General features: G+C 65.6%; 13 protein-coding genes. 2 read left to right on the top strand and 11 right to left on the bottom strand.

The window, feature by feature from the left end; translation table 11 throughout:
* Positions 1–90 precede the first annotated feature (90 nt).
* Positions 91–1,053 (bottom strand): LysR family transcriptional regulator, encoded by a 963-nt coding sequence (locus tag E2I15_RS22900; protein WP_137477993.1) that lies wholly within the window; start codon positions 1,051–1,053, stop codon positions 91–93.
* A gap of 100 nt (positions 1,054–1,153) precedes the next feature.
* Here E2I15_RS22900 and bla point away from each other — a divergent pair, with 100 nt between their 5' ends.
* The gene (gene bla / locus E2I15_RS22905; RefSeq protein WP_137477994.1) at positions 1,154–2,053 is read left to right on the top strand and encodes a class A beta-lactamase; all 900 of its coding nucleotides are present in this window, start codon (positions 1,154–1,156) and stop codon (positions 2,051–2,053) included.
* A 34-nt stretch (positions 2,054–2,087) separates the two neighbouring features.
* Here the strand turns inward: bla and E2I15_RS22910 are convergent, their stop codons facing one another.
* Positions 2,088–3,509, bottom strand: a complete 1,422-nt coding sequence (locus E2I15_RS22910) for an amidase (protein WP_137477995.1) — start codon at positions 3,507–3,509, stop codon at positions 2,088–2,090.
* Between the two features lie 208 nt (positions 3,510–3,717).
* Between E2I15_RS22910 and E2I15_RS22915 the strand changes: the two genes are divergently transcribed.
* Entirely contained in the window at positions 3,718–4,632 is a 915-nt protein-coding gene (locus E2I15_RS22915; RefSeq protein ID WP_170991455.1) for an ankyrin repeat domain-containing protein, read from the top strand.
* A 217-nt stretch (positions 4,633–4,849) separates the two neighbouring features.
* Here the strand turns inward: E2I15_RS22915 and E2I15_RS22920 are convergent, their stop codons facing one another.
* The 9 genes from E2I15_RS22920 to E2I15_RS22960 all read right to left on the bottom strand — a co-directional run bounded on the left by E2I15_RS22920 (position 4,850) and on the right by E2I15_RS22960 (position 15,385).
* Complete coding sequence (locus E2I15_RS22920; protein ID WP_246667985.1) at positions 4,850–5,416, bottom strand: c-type cytochrome; 567 nt, start codon at positions 5,414–5,416, stop codon at positions 4,850–4,852.
* Between the two features lie 89 nt (positions 5,417–5,505).
* Positions 5,506–7,215: a pyrroloquinoline quinone-dependent dehydrogenase gene (locus tag E2I15_RS22925; RefSeq protein ID WP_137477997.1), complete on the bottom strand. Its 1,710-nt coding sequence runs from the start codon at positions 7,213–7,215 to the stop codon at positions 5,506–5,508.
* Between the two features lie 406 nt (positions 7,216–7,621).
* The gene (locus tag E2I15_RS22930; protein ID WP_137477998.1) at positions 7,622–8,560 is read right to left on the bottom strand and encodes a carbohydrate kinase family protein; all 939 of its coding nucleotides are present in this window, start codon (positions 8,558–8,560) and stop codon (positions 7,622–7,624) included.
* 10 nt (positions 8,561–8,570) lie between these two features.
* On the bottom strand, positions 8,571–10,223 hold the full coding sequence (locus E2I15_RS22935) for an FGGY-family carbohydrate kinase (protein WP_137477999.1): 1,653 nt from the start codon (positions 10,221–10,223) through the stop codon (positions 8,571–8,573).
* 42 nt (positions 10,224–10,265) lie between these two features.
* Positions 10,266–11,039, bottom strand: coding sequence for an SDR family NAD(P)-dependent oxidoreductase (locus E2I15_RS22940; RefSeq protein ID WP_137478000.1), 774 nt, complete (start codon positions 11,037–11,039; stop codon positions 10,266–10,268).
* A 91-nt stretch (positions 11,040–11,130) separates the two neighbouring features.
* The gene (locus tag E2I15_RS22945; protein WP_137478001.1) at positions 11,131–12,138 is read right to left on the bottom strand and encodes an ABC transporter ATP-binding protein; all 1,008 of its coding nucleotides are present in this window, start codon (positions 12,136–12,138) and stop codon (positions 11,131–11,133) included.
* 16 nt (positions 12,139–12,154) lie between these two features.
* Complete coding sequence (locus tag E2I15_RS22950; protein WP_137478002.1) at positions 12,155–12,985, bottom strand: carbohydrate ABC transporter permease; 831 nt, start codon at positions 12,983–12,985, stop codon at positions 12,155–12,157.
* Positions 12,986–12,989: 4 nt separating this feature from the next.
* Entirely contained in the window at positions 12,990–13,862 is an 873-nt protein-coding gene (locus E2I15_RS22955) for a carbohydrate ABC transporter permease (RefSeq protein ID WP_069279506.1), read from the bottom strand.
* 209 nt (positions 13,863–14,071) lie between these two features.
* Positions 14,072–15,385, bottom strand: a complete 1,314-nt coding sequence (locus tag E2I15_RS22960; RefSeq protein ID WP_137478004.1) for an ABC transporter substrate-binding protein — start codon at positions 15,383–15,385, stop codon at positions 14,072–14,074.
* Positions 15,386–15,581 lie beyond the last annotated feature (196 nt).

The raw sequence follows: 15,581 nt of genomic DNA on the forward strand, positions 1-15,581 counted from the left end.
ACACGGCACTTGACATGTCGGGCAAATCAGCGGCATTATTCGATAATCCCGAAATAATCGTGACGATAGTTGAAGTCACGTCGTCAGACGTTAACGCCGCTTGGTCTTGGTCCGCGGCTTCGGTCTGGCCTTTGTCTTGATCTTCCGCCGCGGTGCAGGCGCAACGGCGTCCTCCACCTCACTCGCCTCCGTCCGCAACGTCTCAAGCAGCCAGTCGCGAAACGCGCGCATGCCCGGCGTCACCTCTCGCGACTTCAGCCAGGTCAGCCAATAGGATCCCGCCGGGACCTCGGCCGCGAACGGCCGCAGCAGCCGGCCGGAGGCCAGCTCATTTTCGAACATCGCGATCGGCACCAGCCCGACGCCGACGCCGCGCGCGGCGGCTTCTGCCATCGCGACCGAGCTGTCGAAGATCGGTCCCTGGATTTTCGGACACGGCGCGCCGGCGACCGCAAACCACAGCGGCCATTCCTCGGCGCGGTAGGAGCGCAGCAAGAATTCCTGCGCCAGATCGGACGGCTTGCGCAGCCGGTCCGCCGCGTCGGGGCAACACACCGGCGAGAGCGGCGCGGACAACAGATGGATCGCCTCGGTGCCGTGCCACGAGCCGTCGCCGAAGCGCAGCGCGAGATCGAGCCCGTCGCCTGCGATGTCGACGCGGTTGTTGTTGGTGAGCAGGCGCAGATCAATATAGGGATGCGCGCGCTTGAAGCGCTCGACCCGTTGCAAGAGCCATCCGGTCGCGAACGTCGTGACGCAGCCGACGGTCACGACCTCGCGCGTGCCCTTGGCCTCGATGCGGTCGATCGCGGCGCCGATCCGGTCGAGCGCGTCTGACAGCACCGGCAGCAGCGCCAGCCCCTCGTCGGTGAGCACCAGCCCGCGCGGCAGCCGGCGGAACAGGCTCGTACCCAGGAGATCCTCGAGCTGCTTGACCTGATGGCTGATCGCGGTCTGCGTCACGCGCAGTTCCATCCCGGCGCGGGTGAAGCTGAGCAACCGCGCGGAGGCCTCGAAGGCGCGCAGCGCGTTCAGCGGGAGATGCCGGCGCACGGCGTCATGACCAAGTTTTCCTCATGTCTCGCTGTATAAATGATTGTTTGTGCGCCGTCACGCCGCCCGGCAGGTTCGCGTCGCCAACGGGAGATTCGACATGCTGACGAGACGGACATTTGGATTGCGCGCGCTGGGCCTTGCGGTGTCCTGCACCCTGCCGCGGCAAGGCGCGGCGGCAGGACCAAGCGAGCCGGCGCAGCGGCTGCAGCAGGAGTTTGCGCGCATCGAGCTGGCGACCAGCGGCCGGCTCGGCGTCGCCGCGCTCGACATGGAGACAGGATTGCGCGCGAGCCGGCGTGGCGACGAGCGGTTCCCGATGTGCAGCACCTTCAAGGCGTTGGCCTCGGCCGCGGTGCTGCACCGGGTCGACCGCGGCGAATCCAGCCTCGATCAGCGGATGCAAATCGAGGCCAAGGATATCTTGGCCTACGCGCCGGTCACCAAGGCGCATGTCGGATCGGCCATGACGCTGTCCGAACTCTGCGCGGCCGCCGTCACGCTCAGCGACAACACCGCCGCCAACCTGCTGCTGCGCGAGATCGGCGGGCCCGCCGGCTTCACCAGCTTCTTCCGCACTATCGGCGACAATGTCAGCCGGCTCGACCGCTGGGAGGTCGAGCTGAACGAAGCCATGCCCGGCGACCAGCGCGACACCACGAGTCCTGTCGCGATGCTGAAGGATTTGCAGCGCGTGCTGCTCGGCGATGTCCTGTCCGCGGCCTCGCGCCAGAAGCTGGTGGATTGGATGGTCGCCAACAAAACCGGCGACGCAAGGCTGCGCGCCGGCGTGCCCCGCGACTGGCGGGTCGCCGACAAGACCGGCACCGGCGAGCGCGGCACCTACAACGACATCGGCGCATTCTGGCCGCCCGGCCGCAAGCCGATCGTGGTGACGGTTTACCTGACCGGGGCAAGTGCCCCCATGGAGAAGTGCAACGAGGTGATCGCCAATGTCGCGCGCGCCATCGCCAATGCAAGCACCGGGCAGAGCGGCTGAACCGGCGACGCCGCGATCAGCGTCGCCGACAACATCAGGTCGGCCAGCGACCAAGCAAGTCGCTCGCCGCCTCGAACAACGCTGCAACGCGCAACAGTTCCGCATCGGCCCGGAAGCGGCCGACCAGGTGCAGTCCGATCGGCAGGCCGTCGCGGCCGAAACCTGCGGGGATGCTGACGGCTGGATGCCCGGTCATGTTGAACAGCATGGTCCAGGGAAACCAGTGCGGCCGCACGCTGTCGAAACTCCGGCCGTCGATCTCGATCGTGCCGAACAGGTCCTGGTCGATCGGCAGCGCCGATCGGGTCAAGGTCGGCATCGCCAGGAGATCGCCGCGCGCGAACAACGACTGCACCCGGCGGAACAGCGCGGTGCGCTCGAACATCGCCCGCTGGTAGTCGACACCACTGACCTGCGCCGCCAGCGCGAGCTGCCTCAGGAAGGTTGCGCTGAGATCATTGGGATGATCGGCCGCGAGCTTCTCGAAGCGGGTGCGCCAGACGGTGTGATTGATCGCACGCCAGATCGGCTCGATGTCAAAGCCGTCGCCGGAAAACTCTTCGAACTCGGCGCCGAGGCTCGCCAGACGGTCGAGGCTTGCCTTGAACGCCGCAGCCACATCGGACGTCACCGGACGCCCCGGCGGCGACATGCAGAACAACACCCGCCGGCCCTTGAGGTCGCCGCGCGGCGCCGCAAGCCCGAGATAGTCGGGCACCGGCACCCCGATCGACCAGGGGTCCGACGGATCCTCTCCCGCCATCGCCTGCATCATCAGCGCCGTATCGGCAACGGTGCGCGTGGTCGGTGTGACATAGGTCTGGTTGCCGAAAGCATCCTGCACCTGGCTATGCGGGATCACCCCGTTGCTCTGCTTGATTCCGACCACGCCGTTGCAGGCGGCAGGAATCCGGGTGGAGCCGCCGCCATCGGTCGCAACCGCCAGCGGCGCGATGCCGCTCGCGACGGCCACCGCCGCTCCGCCGCTGGAGCCGCCACTGGACCGCTCGGCACTCCATGCATTGCGCGTCCGTCCGAACAGCGGCGAATCGGTCAGGCATTTGCTACCGAACTCCGGCGTCGTGGTCTTGCCGATCAATATGCCGCCCTGGGCACGGAGACGGGCCACCGCGACGGCATCATTGTCGGGCACGTTGTCCCGGTACGGCACTGCGCCGAAGGTCGTCCGGATGTCTTTGGTGTTGACGATATCCTTCACGGTGAAGGGGATGCCGTGGAGCAGACCTAGCGGCTCGCCAGCCGTGATTTGCCGCTCGGCGGCTTTTGCCTGCGCCATCGCCTCATCGCCGCACAGCGTGATGAAGCAGTTCAATTCGGGTTGCAGCCGCTCGGCACGGGCGAGCACCGCGCGCGTAACCTCGACGGGCGAAACCTCCTTGCGGGCGATGCGCCCGCGAAGCTCAACGGCAGACAGCAGACACAGATCGTCGCTCATTCGGGCAAGGACTCGCGTCAGACAGGGTCGACGCCCGCATCGTGCCGCGCGGCATGCGGCAAGTCCATCGGCTCGGACGCATGGCGCAACGCCGCGGCGCCGCGACGGCGCATGGCCTGCCGGGTGCCGGCGGTCCCTTCCCGGCCGCGCGGCTTGGCAGCGACGGAGGATCATGCGACGCTCGATCCGCCATACGGAGGAGCACGTCTTGTATCGCCGCATCGCCCTCGCCGCGCTGATCGTTGCCGGTAGCGTGCACGGCAGCCTCGCGGCGGCCGACCCGGCGCGGTGCCGCGAGCTGATCCGCAAATACGAAACCGACAAGGCCCGGCTCAGCGCGATCGAGATCTCGCTGTCGCTGTTCGCTGCCGCCAATGCCGATTGCATCAACCTTGCCACCGAGCTGCTCGATCACGGCGCCTCGGTCGATGCGCGGGACCGGCTGGGCGCAAGGCCGCTGAGCCACGCCGCCCGCTCCGGCCATCTTGCGATGGTCGACCTGCTGCTGGCGCGCGGCGCGCCGGTCGATGCGCGCAACCTCGCGGGATCGACCGCGCTGTATTTTGCCGCCGAGCGCGGCCATGTCGCGATCGTGCAGCGGCTGATCGACCGTGGCGCCGACGTCAATCTCACCGGACGCAGCGGCGCCTCCCCGGTCGCGGCCGCGGCCTATGCCGGCAGGGACATGGTGGTGCGCATGCTGCTGGCGCACGGCGCCGACGGCCGCAAGGCCGACGACACCGGCAAGCCGCCGGTCGTCTATGCCGCGGCGGGCGGCCAGCTCGGCATCGTCAAGCAGCTGCTCGCGCGCGAGATCGACATCAACGCGCGCTACGCCAACGATCTGACGCTCCTGATGTGGGCGGCCGGGCCGGATGAGACCGTGCCGGAGGCGCAGGCGCTGGAAGTCGTCTCATATCTGCTGGAAGGCGGCGCCAAGGTCGACGACCGCGATGCGCGCGGCCGCACGGCGCTGATGATCGCCGCCGAAGGCAATCATCCGGCGATTGCCAGGACATTGCTGGCGCATGGCGCCGACCCTGCGCTGGCCGACAAGGCCGGCAAGCACGCCGCCGATCTCACCATCCTGTCGGCGCTGCGCGAGGAGCTGACGCCGCGCTGAGGCATGATGAGTTGAATCGAGCAACAAGTTCCGCATCACCTCGCTCCGCTTGCGGGGAGAGGTCGGAACGCATCGTTAGATGCGTTCCGGGTGAAGGGGAGCTTCCACGAGCACGTTTATCACCGTGTTCGCGGAGAGAGCCCCTCACCCCAACCCTCTCACCGTAAGGACGGGGAGAGGGAGATCAGCCGCAACGAGGGGTGAACTTCAGCGCCGCTCACAGCCCCGCCAGATAGTCCACCAGCGCGGCAAGGTCGTCGGGCGACGTTGCCAGCATCAGGTCGGACATGCCGGGATTGTTGCCGCGCGCGCGGGTGCGGAAATCGGCGATGGTCTTGGCGAGATAATCCCGTCCCATTCCGGCCAGCCGCGGCACCGTGCCGTCGCCCTGGAAGCGATCGAGATGGCAGGCCGGGCAGCCGACCGAGCGGCTGGCGCTGACCGCCTTCTCCGCCACGTCCTTGGGCGCGCGCGGCTGGCCGAGGTCAGGCCACGGCTTCTGCGAGAAATATTCCGCGATCGCCAGCATGTCGTCGCGCTCGAACTGCGCCGCGATCGGCTGCATGATCTCGCTCTTGCGATCGCCGCGCTTGAAATCGCGCAGCTGGATATAGAGATAGCCGGCCTGCTGGCCCCAGATCGTCGGAATGGTCTTGTCGACCGGCTTGCCATTCTCGCCGTGGCAGCCGGCGCAGACCTGCACCTTGTCTTCAATCGTCTCCGCGCGCGCCTGTACCGCCATCAGCAGCAGCGCGACGCCGCAAATCATCAATCTACTGAACATCTGCTCATCCGTAGAAAACAGAAGCGGGACCGAACCGGTCCCGCCTCGCCGTCAATGTTCGCACGCGTGCTGACGCATCAGGCCCGGGCTCAGTCGAGCGTGAAGGCGATGATGTTGTTGCCACGCTTGTAGTCGAGCTGGGTGTTACCGCCCGCGCCGACCACCACATATTGCTTGCCGCCGACCATGTAGCTCGACGGCGGCGCGTTGACACCGGCGCCGGCCCGGAAGCTCCACAGCTCCTTGCCGTTCGACGAATTGTAGGCCGCGAACTTGCCGTTGCCTTCACCGGTGAAGACCAGGCCGCCGGCGGTGGCGAGGATGCCGCCGATCATCGGCTCGGGCGTGTTGACCTGCCATTTGATCTTGCCGCTGTTGTAGTTCACTGCGGTGATGTTGCCCGCCTGCTTCTCGCCCGGGATCACCTTGAAGGCGCCGCCCAGCCACAGCTTGCCGTTGGGATAGGCCGAGCTCTCGACGTGGTAGGTCATCGGCTGGTGCAGGTTGATGGCGTAGGCCAGTTCCTGTCCCGGATCGGTCGCGATCGGCGACCATTCGACGCCGCCATTGGCGCCGGGCAGCATGCGCGCGCCTTCCTTGGTCGGCAGCACCCACATGTTCTCCTGCGGCACCATCGCCTCGGAGAAGCGGATCAGGCTGCAGTCCTTGCGATCGTGCACATAGATGTGCCCGGTCTTGCCGGCATGAATGACGCCGGGAATCGTCTTGCCGCTCTTGTCCTTGACGTTGACCAGCACCGTCGGGCTGACCGCGTCGAGGTCCCAGACGTCATGGGCGATGTACTGGAAGTGGCAGACATACTTGCCGGTGTCGAGATCGAGCGAGACCAGCGAGTTGGTGTAGAGGTTGTCGCCGGGCCGGTTCGAGCCGTCGAGGTCGGGCGACGGGTTGCCGACGACGAAGTAGATCCGGTTGGTCGCGAGATCGACCGACGGGTTCTGCCACACGCCGCCACCGAGCTTGGCATAGGGATCGCCGATCTTGGCGAGCATGTCCTTCTCGGCCTGGATATTGCGATGCATGTCGCGGCCGGTGGCATCCTTGGTCGCCCAGACACCAACGGAATTCTCCGGAATGGTGTGGAAATTCCAGAGCTGCTTGCCGGTCTTGGCGTCGTAGGCGCGCACGAAGCCGCGGATGCCGTATTCGCCGCCGTTGGTTCCGATCAGGACCTTGTCCTTCACCACGGTCGGCGCCATCGTCTCGCTGTAGCCGAGCTCGGGATCGGCGATGTTGGTGGTCCAGACCACCTCGCCGGTCTTGGCATTCAGTGCCATCAGCTTGGAATCGAGCGTCGCCAGATAGACTCGGTCGCCGAGCACCTGCACGCCGCGATTGTTGGGACCGCAGCAATAAACCGTAATCGGACCCATCTTGTGGGCATAGTGCCAGAGCTGCTGACCGGTCTTGGCGTCGAGTGCATAGACATGGCTGAACGACGTCGTGACGAACATCACGCCGTCGACGACGATCGGTGATGTCTCAAGCGATTCCTTGACGTCGGTCTGGAAGATCCATGCGACGTGCAGGTCCTTCACATTGTCCCGGCTGATCTGCTTGCCCGGATAGAATCGCGTCTGGGCGTAGTTGCCGTTGGTGAGCAGGAAATCCCTGGTGTTCTTGTCGGCGGCGTTGAGCTGCTCCTGGGTCACCGGAGACACATTGGCGTTGCCGAGGACCGACTGCTTCTCCTGCTTGACTTCCTGCGCGATGGCAGCGCCCGACAACAGGCCAACGCCGAGCGCGGCGGCGAATGCCGCAATCCCTCTCACATACATGTCTTCCCCCGTTATTTCTTGGTTGCAATATTAGGGATGGGTGGCTGCTACTTCCCTTCGAGGCCCGGTTGCCCTGGCGAGCGCGCAACCCGCTGCGTGGCCTGGTTGCGCTGCAATAGACGATCAAAAAAGGACGACGACAGGTATCGATGGATGGGTTGCATGTTAGCGCGGCCTTTCACAAAGACAACCGATGCGCTCAATGCGAAGCGAGAACGGCATGCGTTCGCGCGACCGAAATGCAGCGATCGCGGGTTGGCATCAAATCCGAACGATATCGGGTGCTTCGTACACCTTCACGCATCGCCGGGCAGATTTGCCTTCGCAGGCGCAGCACGCAAAATGAGACTAGGCGTCAAGCGACGGCATCGCGCGAGACGCCGCGCCGGCTGAGGCAGTGCATGGCCTACCAATAGTCGGCCGGCAATTCCCGGCTCCGCGGCGGATCGGCGCCGGGCCGCGTGCAGGTGAAGGCGGCGCATTTGCAAGCAAAGGACAGCGCACGGGTCAGCTCGGCCGCAGAGACGTCGCGCAGCCGCGGTCGCGCGATCCGGCCCAACCGATGCAACGCGGCGAGCAGCGCGGCCTGAAAGCTGTCGCCGGCACCGATCGTATCGACGACGTTCACCACCGGCGCTTCGGCCGCGATCGGTCCGGTCTTGCGATGCCAGGCGCAGGCGCCATCATTGCCGCGCGTGATGACGACAAGCGATGCGCCGCCCGACAGCAGCGCCTCGGCCCTCGCAGCATGGGCCTCGTCACCGAACAGATAGGCGAAGTCGACGTCGGACATTTTCACGATGTCGGCCTTGTCGCAGAACGCCAGCATGCGCGCGCGATAGGCGTCCTTGTCCCTGACGAGATTCGGCCGGCAGTTCGGATCGAGCGAGATCGTCACGTTCGGCCGCGCATCCTCGATCAAGGCCAGCGTCTCCGCCGCACCCTTGTCAGGGACCAGCGTGGTCGAGCCGGTATGCACGCAGGTGACGCCGTCAAGCGCGACCGCATCGCGCCGATAGGTCCAGTTCCGCGATGCGGTGTCGGCGTCGTAGAAGGCGTATTGCGTCTCGGTGCCGGTGACGCGCGCAAAGGCCAGCGTGGCCTGGCGATTGCTGCGCGTGGCGCGGCTAAGATCAACGCCGGACTCTGCGGCATGATCGGCGATCATCCTGCCGAAGGTGTCGGTCGAGATGCCGCCGACAAAGCCGGTCGGAACATCGAGCCGCGCGCTGCCTATCGCGATGTTGAGGCAGGAGCCGCCGACCGCGGGCGTCAGGGCCTCGCGTCCATCCGCCGTCTTCGACGGCAGGAAATCGATCAGCGCATCTCCGCAACTCAGCAGCATGGGACAAACCTTACGTCGGCGCTTCGCCGGGCGCCCGCCTCATCGCCTCGCGGCTGTCGCGGTCCAGCTCTCGCAGCATTTTGTGCACGCGACGCTTCCTGCGGTGGAAATCGGCAAGCTCCGGCCTGGTCGGCTCGCTCAACCGTCCGAGCGCCGACATGCCGGCCATCGCCGCATTGATCGAGTTGTGCGCACCGCTGGCGACCGCGCCCAGCATCGCGGCGCCGAGCAGCACCGGCTCCTCGGTCTGCGGCAGCGCCACGGTGTAGCCCGTGGTGTCGGCCATGATCTGGCGCACCAGGGGGCTGCGGCTCGCGCCACCGCCGATCACGATGGTCTTGCCGCTGACGCCATGCGCCTGCAAGGCGTCGATGACGTCGGCAAGGCCATAGGCAAGCCCGCACAGGCCGGCAATGAACAGCCGCTCCAGCGCTGACACGTCGGTGTCGAGATCGAGCCCCGCGATCGCCGCGCGCGAGCCGGGATCGGCATAGGGCGAACGGTTGCCGAGAAATTCCGGCAAAACGTGAACGTCGCGCGCAAGCAACGCCGCGGCACCGGCATGGCCGCTGCGCGCCAGGATCCGCTTCTCGATGTACTCGATGACGTCGACGCCGTCGCGCTTCGCCGCGAGCACAACCTCGGCATGCGCCGGATGCGACTTGAGCAGGTGATCGATCGCAGCGCCCGCCGCCGATTGGCCGCCCTCGTTCAGCCAGAAGCCCGGCACCATGCCTTCGAAATACGGCCCCCAGACGCCGGGCACGAAGCAGGGATCGACCGTCGTCGCCATGATGCACGCCGACGTTCCCATGATGTAGGCGAGCCGTTGGCAGACATCGACCTCGGCGCCGGAGCCATCGCGGCCGCCGATCGCGCCGACGCCGCCGGCATGCGCATCGATCAAGGAGGCACCGACCGCGATTCCCGGCACCAGGCCGAGATCGCGCGCGGCATCCTCGGACAGCCCGCGGCCGAGCGGCGAGCCGGGCGGCACGATCTCGCTGCCGATCCGCCCAAAGCGGTCGGCCGCGAGCGCCTCGAGGCTGACCCGCCTGAAAAAGGAATCGCTCCAGCCCCCCTCGCCGGCGACATAGGTCCATTTGCAGGTAACAGTGCAGGTCGAGCGCGCCTGCGAGCCGGTGGCGCGGAACGACAGATAGTCGGCAAGATCGAAGAAGTGCCCGGCAGCCTCGTAGGTCGCGGGCAGATGCCGCTTCAGCCAGAGAATCTTCGGGACCTCCATCTCCGGCGAGATGGCGCCGCCGACATAGCGCAGCACCTTGTCGCCGGTCGCGTTGACGAATTCGGTTTCGTCCATCGCTCGGTGATCCATCCAGACCACGACATTGCGCGCGGGATCGCCGGACGGGCTGACGGTGAGCGGCCGGCCCGCCCTGTCGAGCACGACCAGCGAACAGGTGGCGTCAAAGCCGATGCCTTTGACACGCTCGGCGGCAACCGCAGCCTCCCGCATCGCATGGCGCACCGAGGCAACACAGGCCGCCCAGATGTCGTCGGACGATTGTTCGACGATGTCGCCGGGCTCGTGCCAGACCCGGATCGGGTGCCGGGCCGACCCCAAAAGCTTCCCGGTCTCGTCGAATACGCCCGCCCGGGCGCTGGTGCTTCCGACGTCCACCCCGATATAGGCTTGCCGCATGACCGCTCTATCTGCTGTTGAGCATGATCGCCCGGCGCAAGCCTACCAGCAAGTGTAGCCGCCATCGACCAGAACGATGCTTCCGGTCATCAGGCTCGCGGCGTCGGAGGCCAGGAACAAGACGACGGAGGCGATCTCGTCGACCTGCCCCATCCGCGCCATCGGGGTTCCGCCGATCCAGGCGTCGTACATTTTGGGGCTGTTCTTCACGAAGGCGTTCAGCGGCGTCTCGATATAGGTCGGCGCCACGGCGTTGACGCGAACCCCGCGCGCGCCCCATTCGGCCGCGAGCGATTTCGTCAGGTGATGCACCGCGGCCTTGGAGGCGTTGTAGAAGCACTGTTCCTGCGGCTTGTTGACAATGAAGCCGGACATCGAGCCGACATTGACGATGGCACCGGACTTCGCCTTCAGCATGTGATTGCCGAAGGCGCGGCAGCACCAGAAGGTGCCGTTCAGGTTGACGTCGATGACGTTGAGCCAGTGCTCGTCGGTCACCGTTTCCGCCGGCGTCTCGCTGCGCGCGATGCCGGCATTGTTGACGAGGATGTCGACCGTGCCGTACTTGCGCACCAGCTCGTCGGCGACCGCGGCGACGCGGCCGGAATCCGTCACGTCCATCAGCGCGATGTCGGCGTCGAAGCCCTTGGCCTTCAGCGCAGCTAACGCGTCATTGGCGACCTTGGCGTCGCGGTCGCCGATGATGACCTTGGCGCCGGCTTCGGCGAGCGCTTCGGCGCAGGCGAGCCCGATGCCCTGACCGGCGCCGGTGATGATGGCGGTCTTGCCGCCGAGCCTGAATTTTTCGAGATACATTTCTTCTTCCTTAGCTTCTTTTTGAGCATGATCTGTTCGGAAAACCGCTCACACTTTGCGCTAACGCGGCCCTCCGGGTCCGGATCATGCTCTATGCGTGAATCGATTTTCCGCCGTCGTCGAAACGGTGGATGCGCGCCGGATCCGGGATCAGGGACACCCGGTCGCCGGGATGCAGATCAAGCTCGCCGACATAGCGCGCGGTCAGCATTCCCTGCGGTCCGGCGTCGACATAGAGGAAGGTGTCGCTGCCGAGATGCTCGGCGACCGAGACGGTGCCGTGCCAGCCGCCCTGCCCGTCGCGCTCGACCCTCAAATGCTCGGGCCTTACCCCGATGGTCGCGGCGCCCTGCTGCTTCGCGATCTCACCGGTGACGAAATTCATCTTCGGCGAACCGATGAAGCCGGCGACGAAGAGGTTGGCCGGCCTCTCATAGAGCTCGAGCGGCGAGCCATATTGCTCGATCTTGCCGCCGTTCAGCACCACGATCCTGTCTGCCATGGTCATGGCCTCGACCTGGTCGTGGGTGACGTAGATCGCCGTGGTGCCGAGCTGCTTCTGCAACCGCGTCACCTCGAGCCGCATCTGCACCCGCAGCGCGGCGTCGAGGTTCGACAGCGGCTCGTCGAACAGGAACGCCTTCGGCTCGCGCACGATGGCGCGCCCGATCGCGACACGCTGGCGCTGGCCGCCGGACAGCTCGCGCGGCTTGCGATCGAGATAGGGTGTCAGGTTGAGCGTCGCCGCGGCCGCCTCGACCTTGCGGTTAATCTCGTCCTTGGCGATCCCGGCCATTTTCAGGCCGAACGCGATGTTGCCGCGCACGCTCATGTGCGGATAGAGCGCGTAGGACTGGAACACCATCGACAGCCCGCGCTTGGCCGGCGGCACATCGACCACATTGCGCCCGTCGATCAGGATGGCACCGCCGGTGACGTCCTCGAGCCCGGCGATCAATCGCAGCAGCGTGGTCTTGCCGCAGCCGGACGGGCCGACGAAGACGACGAAGGAGCCGTCGGCGATGTCGAGATCGGCGCCCTTGATGATGTGAACCGGCCCGAACGATTTTTGCACACCCTGCAGCGTAATCTGACCCATGGGACAAGCCTTTCTGCTACTTGACCGCGCCGAAGGTCAGGCCGCGGACAAGCTGCCGCTGACTGAACCAGCCGAGCACGAGAATGGGCGCGATCGCGAGCGTCGACGCCGCCGACAATTTCGCCCAGAACAATCCTTCCGGGCTGGAATAGGACGCGATGAACACGGTAAGCGGCGCGGCCTCGAGGGTCGACAGATTGAGGGTCCAGAACGCCTCGTTCCACGCCAGGATCAGATTGAGCAGCAACGTCGAGGCCAGCCCCGGCACCGCCATCGGCGTCAGCACGTAGATCAGGTCGCGCCCGATCGTGGCGCCGTCCATCCGCGCCGCCTCGAGGATGTCCTTCGGGATCTCCTTGAAATAGGTGAACAGCATCCAGATCACGATCGGCAGATTGCCGAGGCACAGGATGAAGACCAGACCGGAGCGGGTGTCGAGCAGGCCGAAGGTGCGGTAGATCAGATAGATCGGCACCAGCACGCCGACCGGCGGCATCATCTTGGTCGAGAGCATCCAGAGCAGCACGTCCTTGGTCCGCTTGGTCGGCGAGAACGCCATCGACCACGCTGCCGGGATCGCGATCAGCATCGCGATCAAGGTCGAGCCGCCGGCGATGATGATCGAGTTGAGCGCATGGTGGAAATAGTCGCTGCGCTCCTGCACCGTGGCGTAGTTCTCGGTGGTCCAGTGGAAGAACAGGAACGAGGGCGGGATCGCGAACGCCTCGAGCTCGGTCTTGAAGCTCGCCAGCACCATCCAGAGGATCGGGAAGAAGATCAGGAAGCCGACCAGCCAGGCCGCCATCGTCGAGATCACCTTGCGCCGTGTCGTGACCATCCGCGCCATGACGTTACGCCTCCAGATTCCGGCCGACGATACGAACGAGGAAGAAGGCGACGATGTTGGCGAGCACCACCGCGACCAGGCCGCCCGCCGAGGCGCTGCCGACGTCGTACTGGATCAGCGCCTGCGAATAGATCAGGAAGGCGATGTTGGTGGTCTGCAGGCCGGGGCCGCCGCCGGTCGTGACGAAGATCTCCGCGAACACCGTGAGCAGGAAGATGGTCTCGATCAGGATCACCACGGTGATCGGGCGCGCCAGATGCGGCAGCGTGATGTAGATGAAGGTCGAGATCGCGCGCGCGCCGTCCATTTCGGCCGCCTCCTTCTGCTCCTCGTCGAGCGATTGCAGCGCGGTGAGCAGGATCAGGGTCGCGAACGGCAGCCATTGCCAGGAGATGATCAGGATCACCGAGAACAGCGGCGCGTCGTTGAACCAGTCGATCGCCGGCAGCCCGAACAGATGCGCGATCCAGGCGAACAGGCCCGACACCGGATGCATCAGCAGGTTCTTCCAGACCAGCGCGCTCACCGTCGGCATCACGAAGAACGGCGCGATCACCATCAGGCGGACGATCGAGAGCCCGACCACCTGCTGGTCGAGCAGCAGCGCCAGCGGCACGCCGAGGATGATCGTGATCGCGAGCACCGAGCCGACCAGCACCAGGGTGTTCTGCAGCGAGGCGAGGAATGCGGGATCGGTCAGGAAGTAGCGGAAATTCTCCAGGCCAACGAACGATTCGGAGCCGGGATCGAGCAGATTGTAGTGCAGGGTCGCGAAATAGATCGTGAGCGCCAGCGGCACGATCATCCAGATGAACAGCAGCGCCACCGCGGGCGTGAGCAGCGTGCGTGCGAGCAGTTGGGTCTGCTGGGTCGCCATCCCCGCCTCCTTCTCAAGGAAAGGAGCGACCATCCCGCTGCGGGACAGGATGGTCGCAAGTACCCAGCTCGGGAGGTCTAAGCTGGTCGGGCGGCCAGGGCGTTTGGCACGCCCTGGCTATCGGGTTGCGCTCTTTGTCTTGAGCATGATCTTTTCGGAAAACCGCTTTACGCTTTGCGCTAACGCGGCCCTCCGGGTCCGGATCATGCTCACTTGATATAGCCGGCGCGCTTCATTTCGCGCTCGGTCGCGGTCTGCGCGGCGGTGAGCGCCGCATCGACGGAGGTCGAGCCCGAGAGCGCGGCCGAGAACTGCTGGCCGACCTGGGTGCCGATGCCCTGGAATTCAGGGATCGCCGCGTATTGCACGCCGACGTAAGGCACCGGCTTCACCGTCGGCTTGTTCGGATCGGCGGCATCGATCGAGGCCAGCGTCAGCTTGGCGAAGGGGGCGACCTTCAGATAGTCGGGGTTCTTGTACAGCGAGCTGCGCGTGCCCGGCGGCACGTTGGCCCAGCCTTCCTTCGACGCGACGAGCTTGGTGTAATCCTTGCCGGTCGCCCAGGCGATGAACTTCTCGGCCGCGTCAACCTTCTTCGAGCCGGCGGGGATCGCGAGACTCCACGCCCACAGCCAGTTGGCGTTCTTGCCGAGCCCGGTGTTCGGCGCCAGCGCGAAGCCGACCTTGTCGGCGACCCTGGAGTCCTTCGGGTTGGTCACGAACGACGCCGCCACCGTGGCGTCGATCCACATCGCGCATTTGCCGGCGTTGAACAGCGCGAGGTTCTCGTTGAAGCCGTTGGAAGAGGCGCCGGGAGGGCCGGCCTGCTTCATCAGGTCGACATAGGTCGTGAGCGTCTTCTTCCATTCCGGTGAATTGAATTGCGGCTCCCACTTCTCGTCGAACCAGCGCGCGCCATAGGAATTGGCCATCGCGGTCAGGAACGCCATGTTCTCGCCCCAGCCGGCTTTGCCGCGCAGGCAGATGCCGTAAACGCCGGCGGACTTGTCGGTCAGCTTCTTGGCGGCGTCGACCACGAAGTCCCAGGTCGGGCTCTCCGGCATCTTCAGGCCGGCCTTGTCGAACAGGTCGGTGCGATACATCACCATCGAGCTCTCGCCGTAGAACGGCGCGGCATAGAGCTTACCGTCGACCGAGACCGCATCCTTGATCTTGGGCAAGAGGTCGCCGACGTCGTAATCGGCGCCAAGCTTGTCGAGCGGCACCAGCCAGTTCTTCTTGGCCCAGATCGGCACCTCATAGGTGCCGATGGTGAGCACGTCGAACTGGCCGCCCTTGGTGGCGATGTCGGTGGTCACGCGCTGGCGCAGCACGTTCTCCTCGAGCGTCACCCATTTCACGGTGATATCGGGATTCTTCGCGGTGAATTCGCTGGTGAGCCCTTGCATGCGGATCATGTCGCCATTGTTGACGGTCGCCACCGTCAGCGTGGTCTGGGCGATCGAGGGGGCAGAGATCAAAACAGCAGCCGCGCCCGCTACGGCGCAAAGGACGTTTTTCAAGGTGACCTCCCTTATGTCACGCTGAGCATATGCCCACGTGTTGAGCGTATGTTCACTCTGTCGCCAAATTTTGTCAAGCGCGCGGGAGCGCCATCCCGCGCGATTGCGGGTTCCACCACAGCCTGGAAGGGAGTTTTTGCGGAAGCGAAGGGAGCGGCTGACTGGAGTTGGATTGAGCTGGAGCGGCACTGAAGGT

Origin of the sequence: Bradyrhizobium sp. BR2003 (assembly GCF_009720285.1) — a bacterium.
Classification (GTDB): Bacteria; Pseudomonadota; Alphaproteobacteria; order Rhizobiales; family Xanthobacteraceae; genus Bradyrhizobium; species Bradyrhizobium elkanii.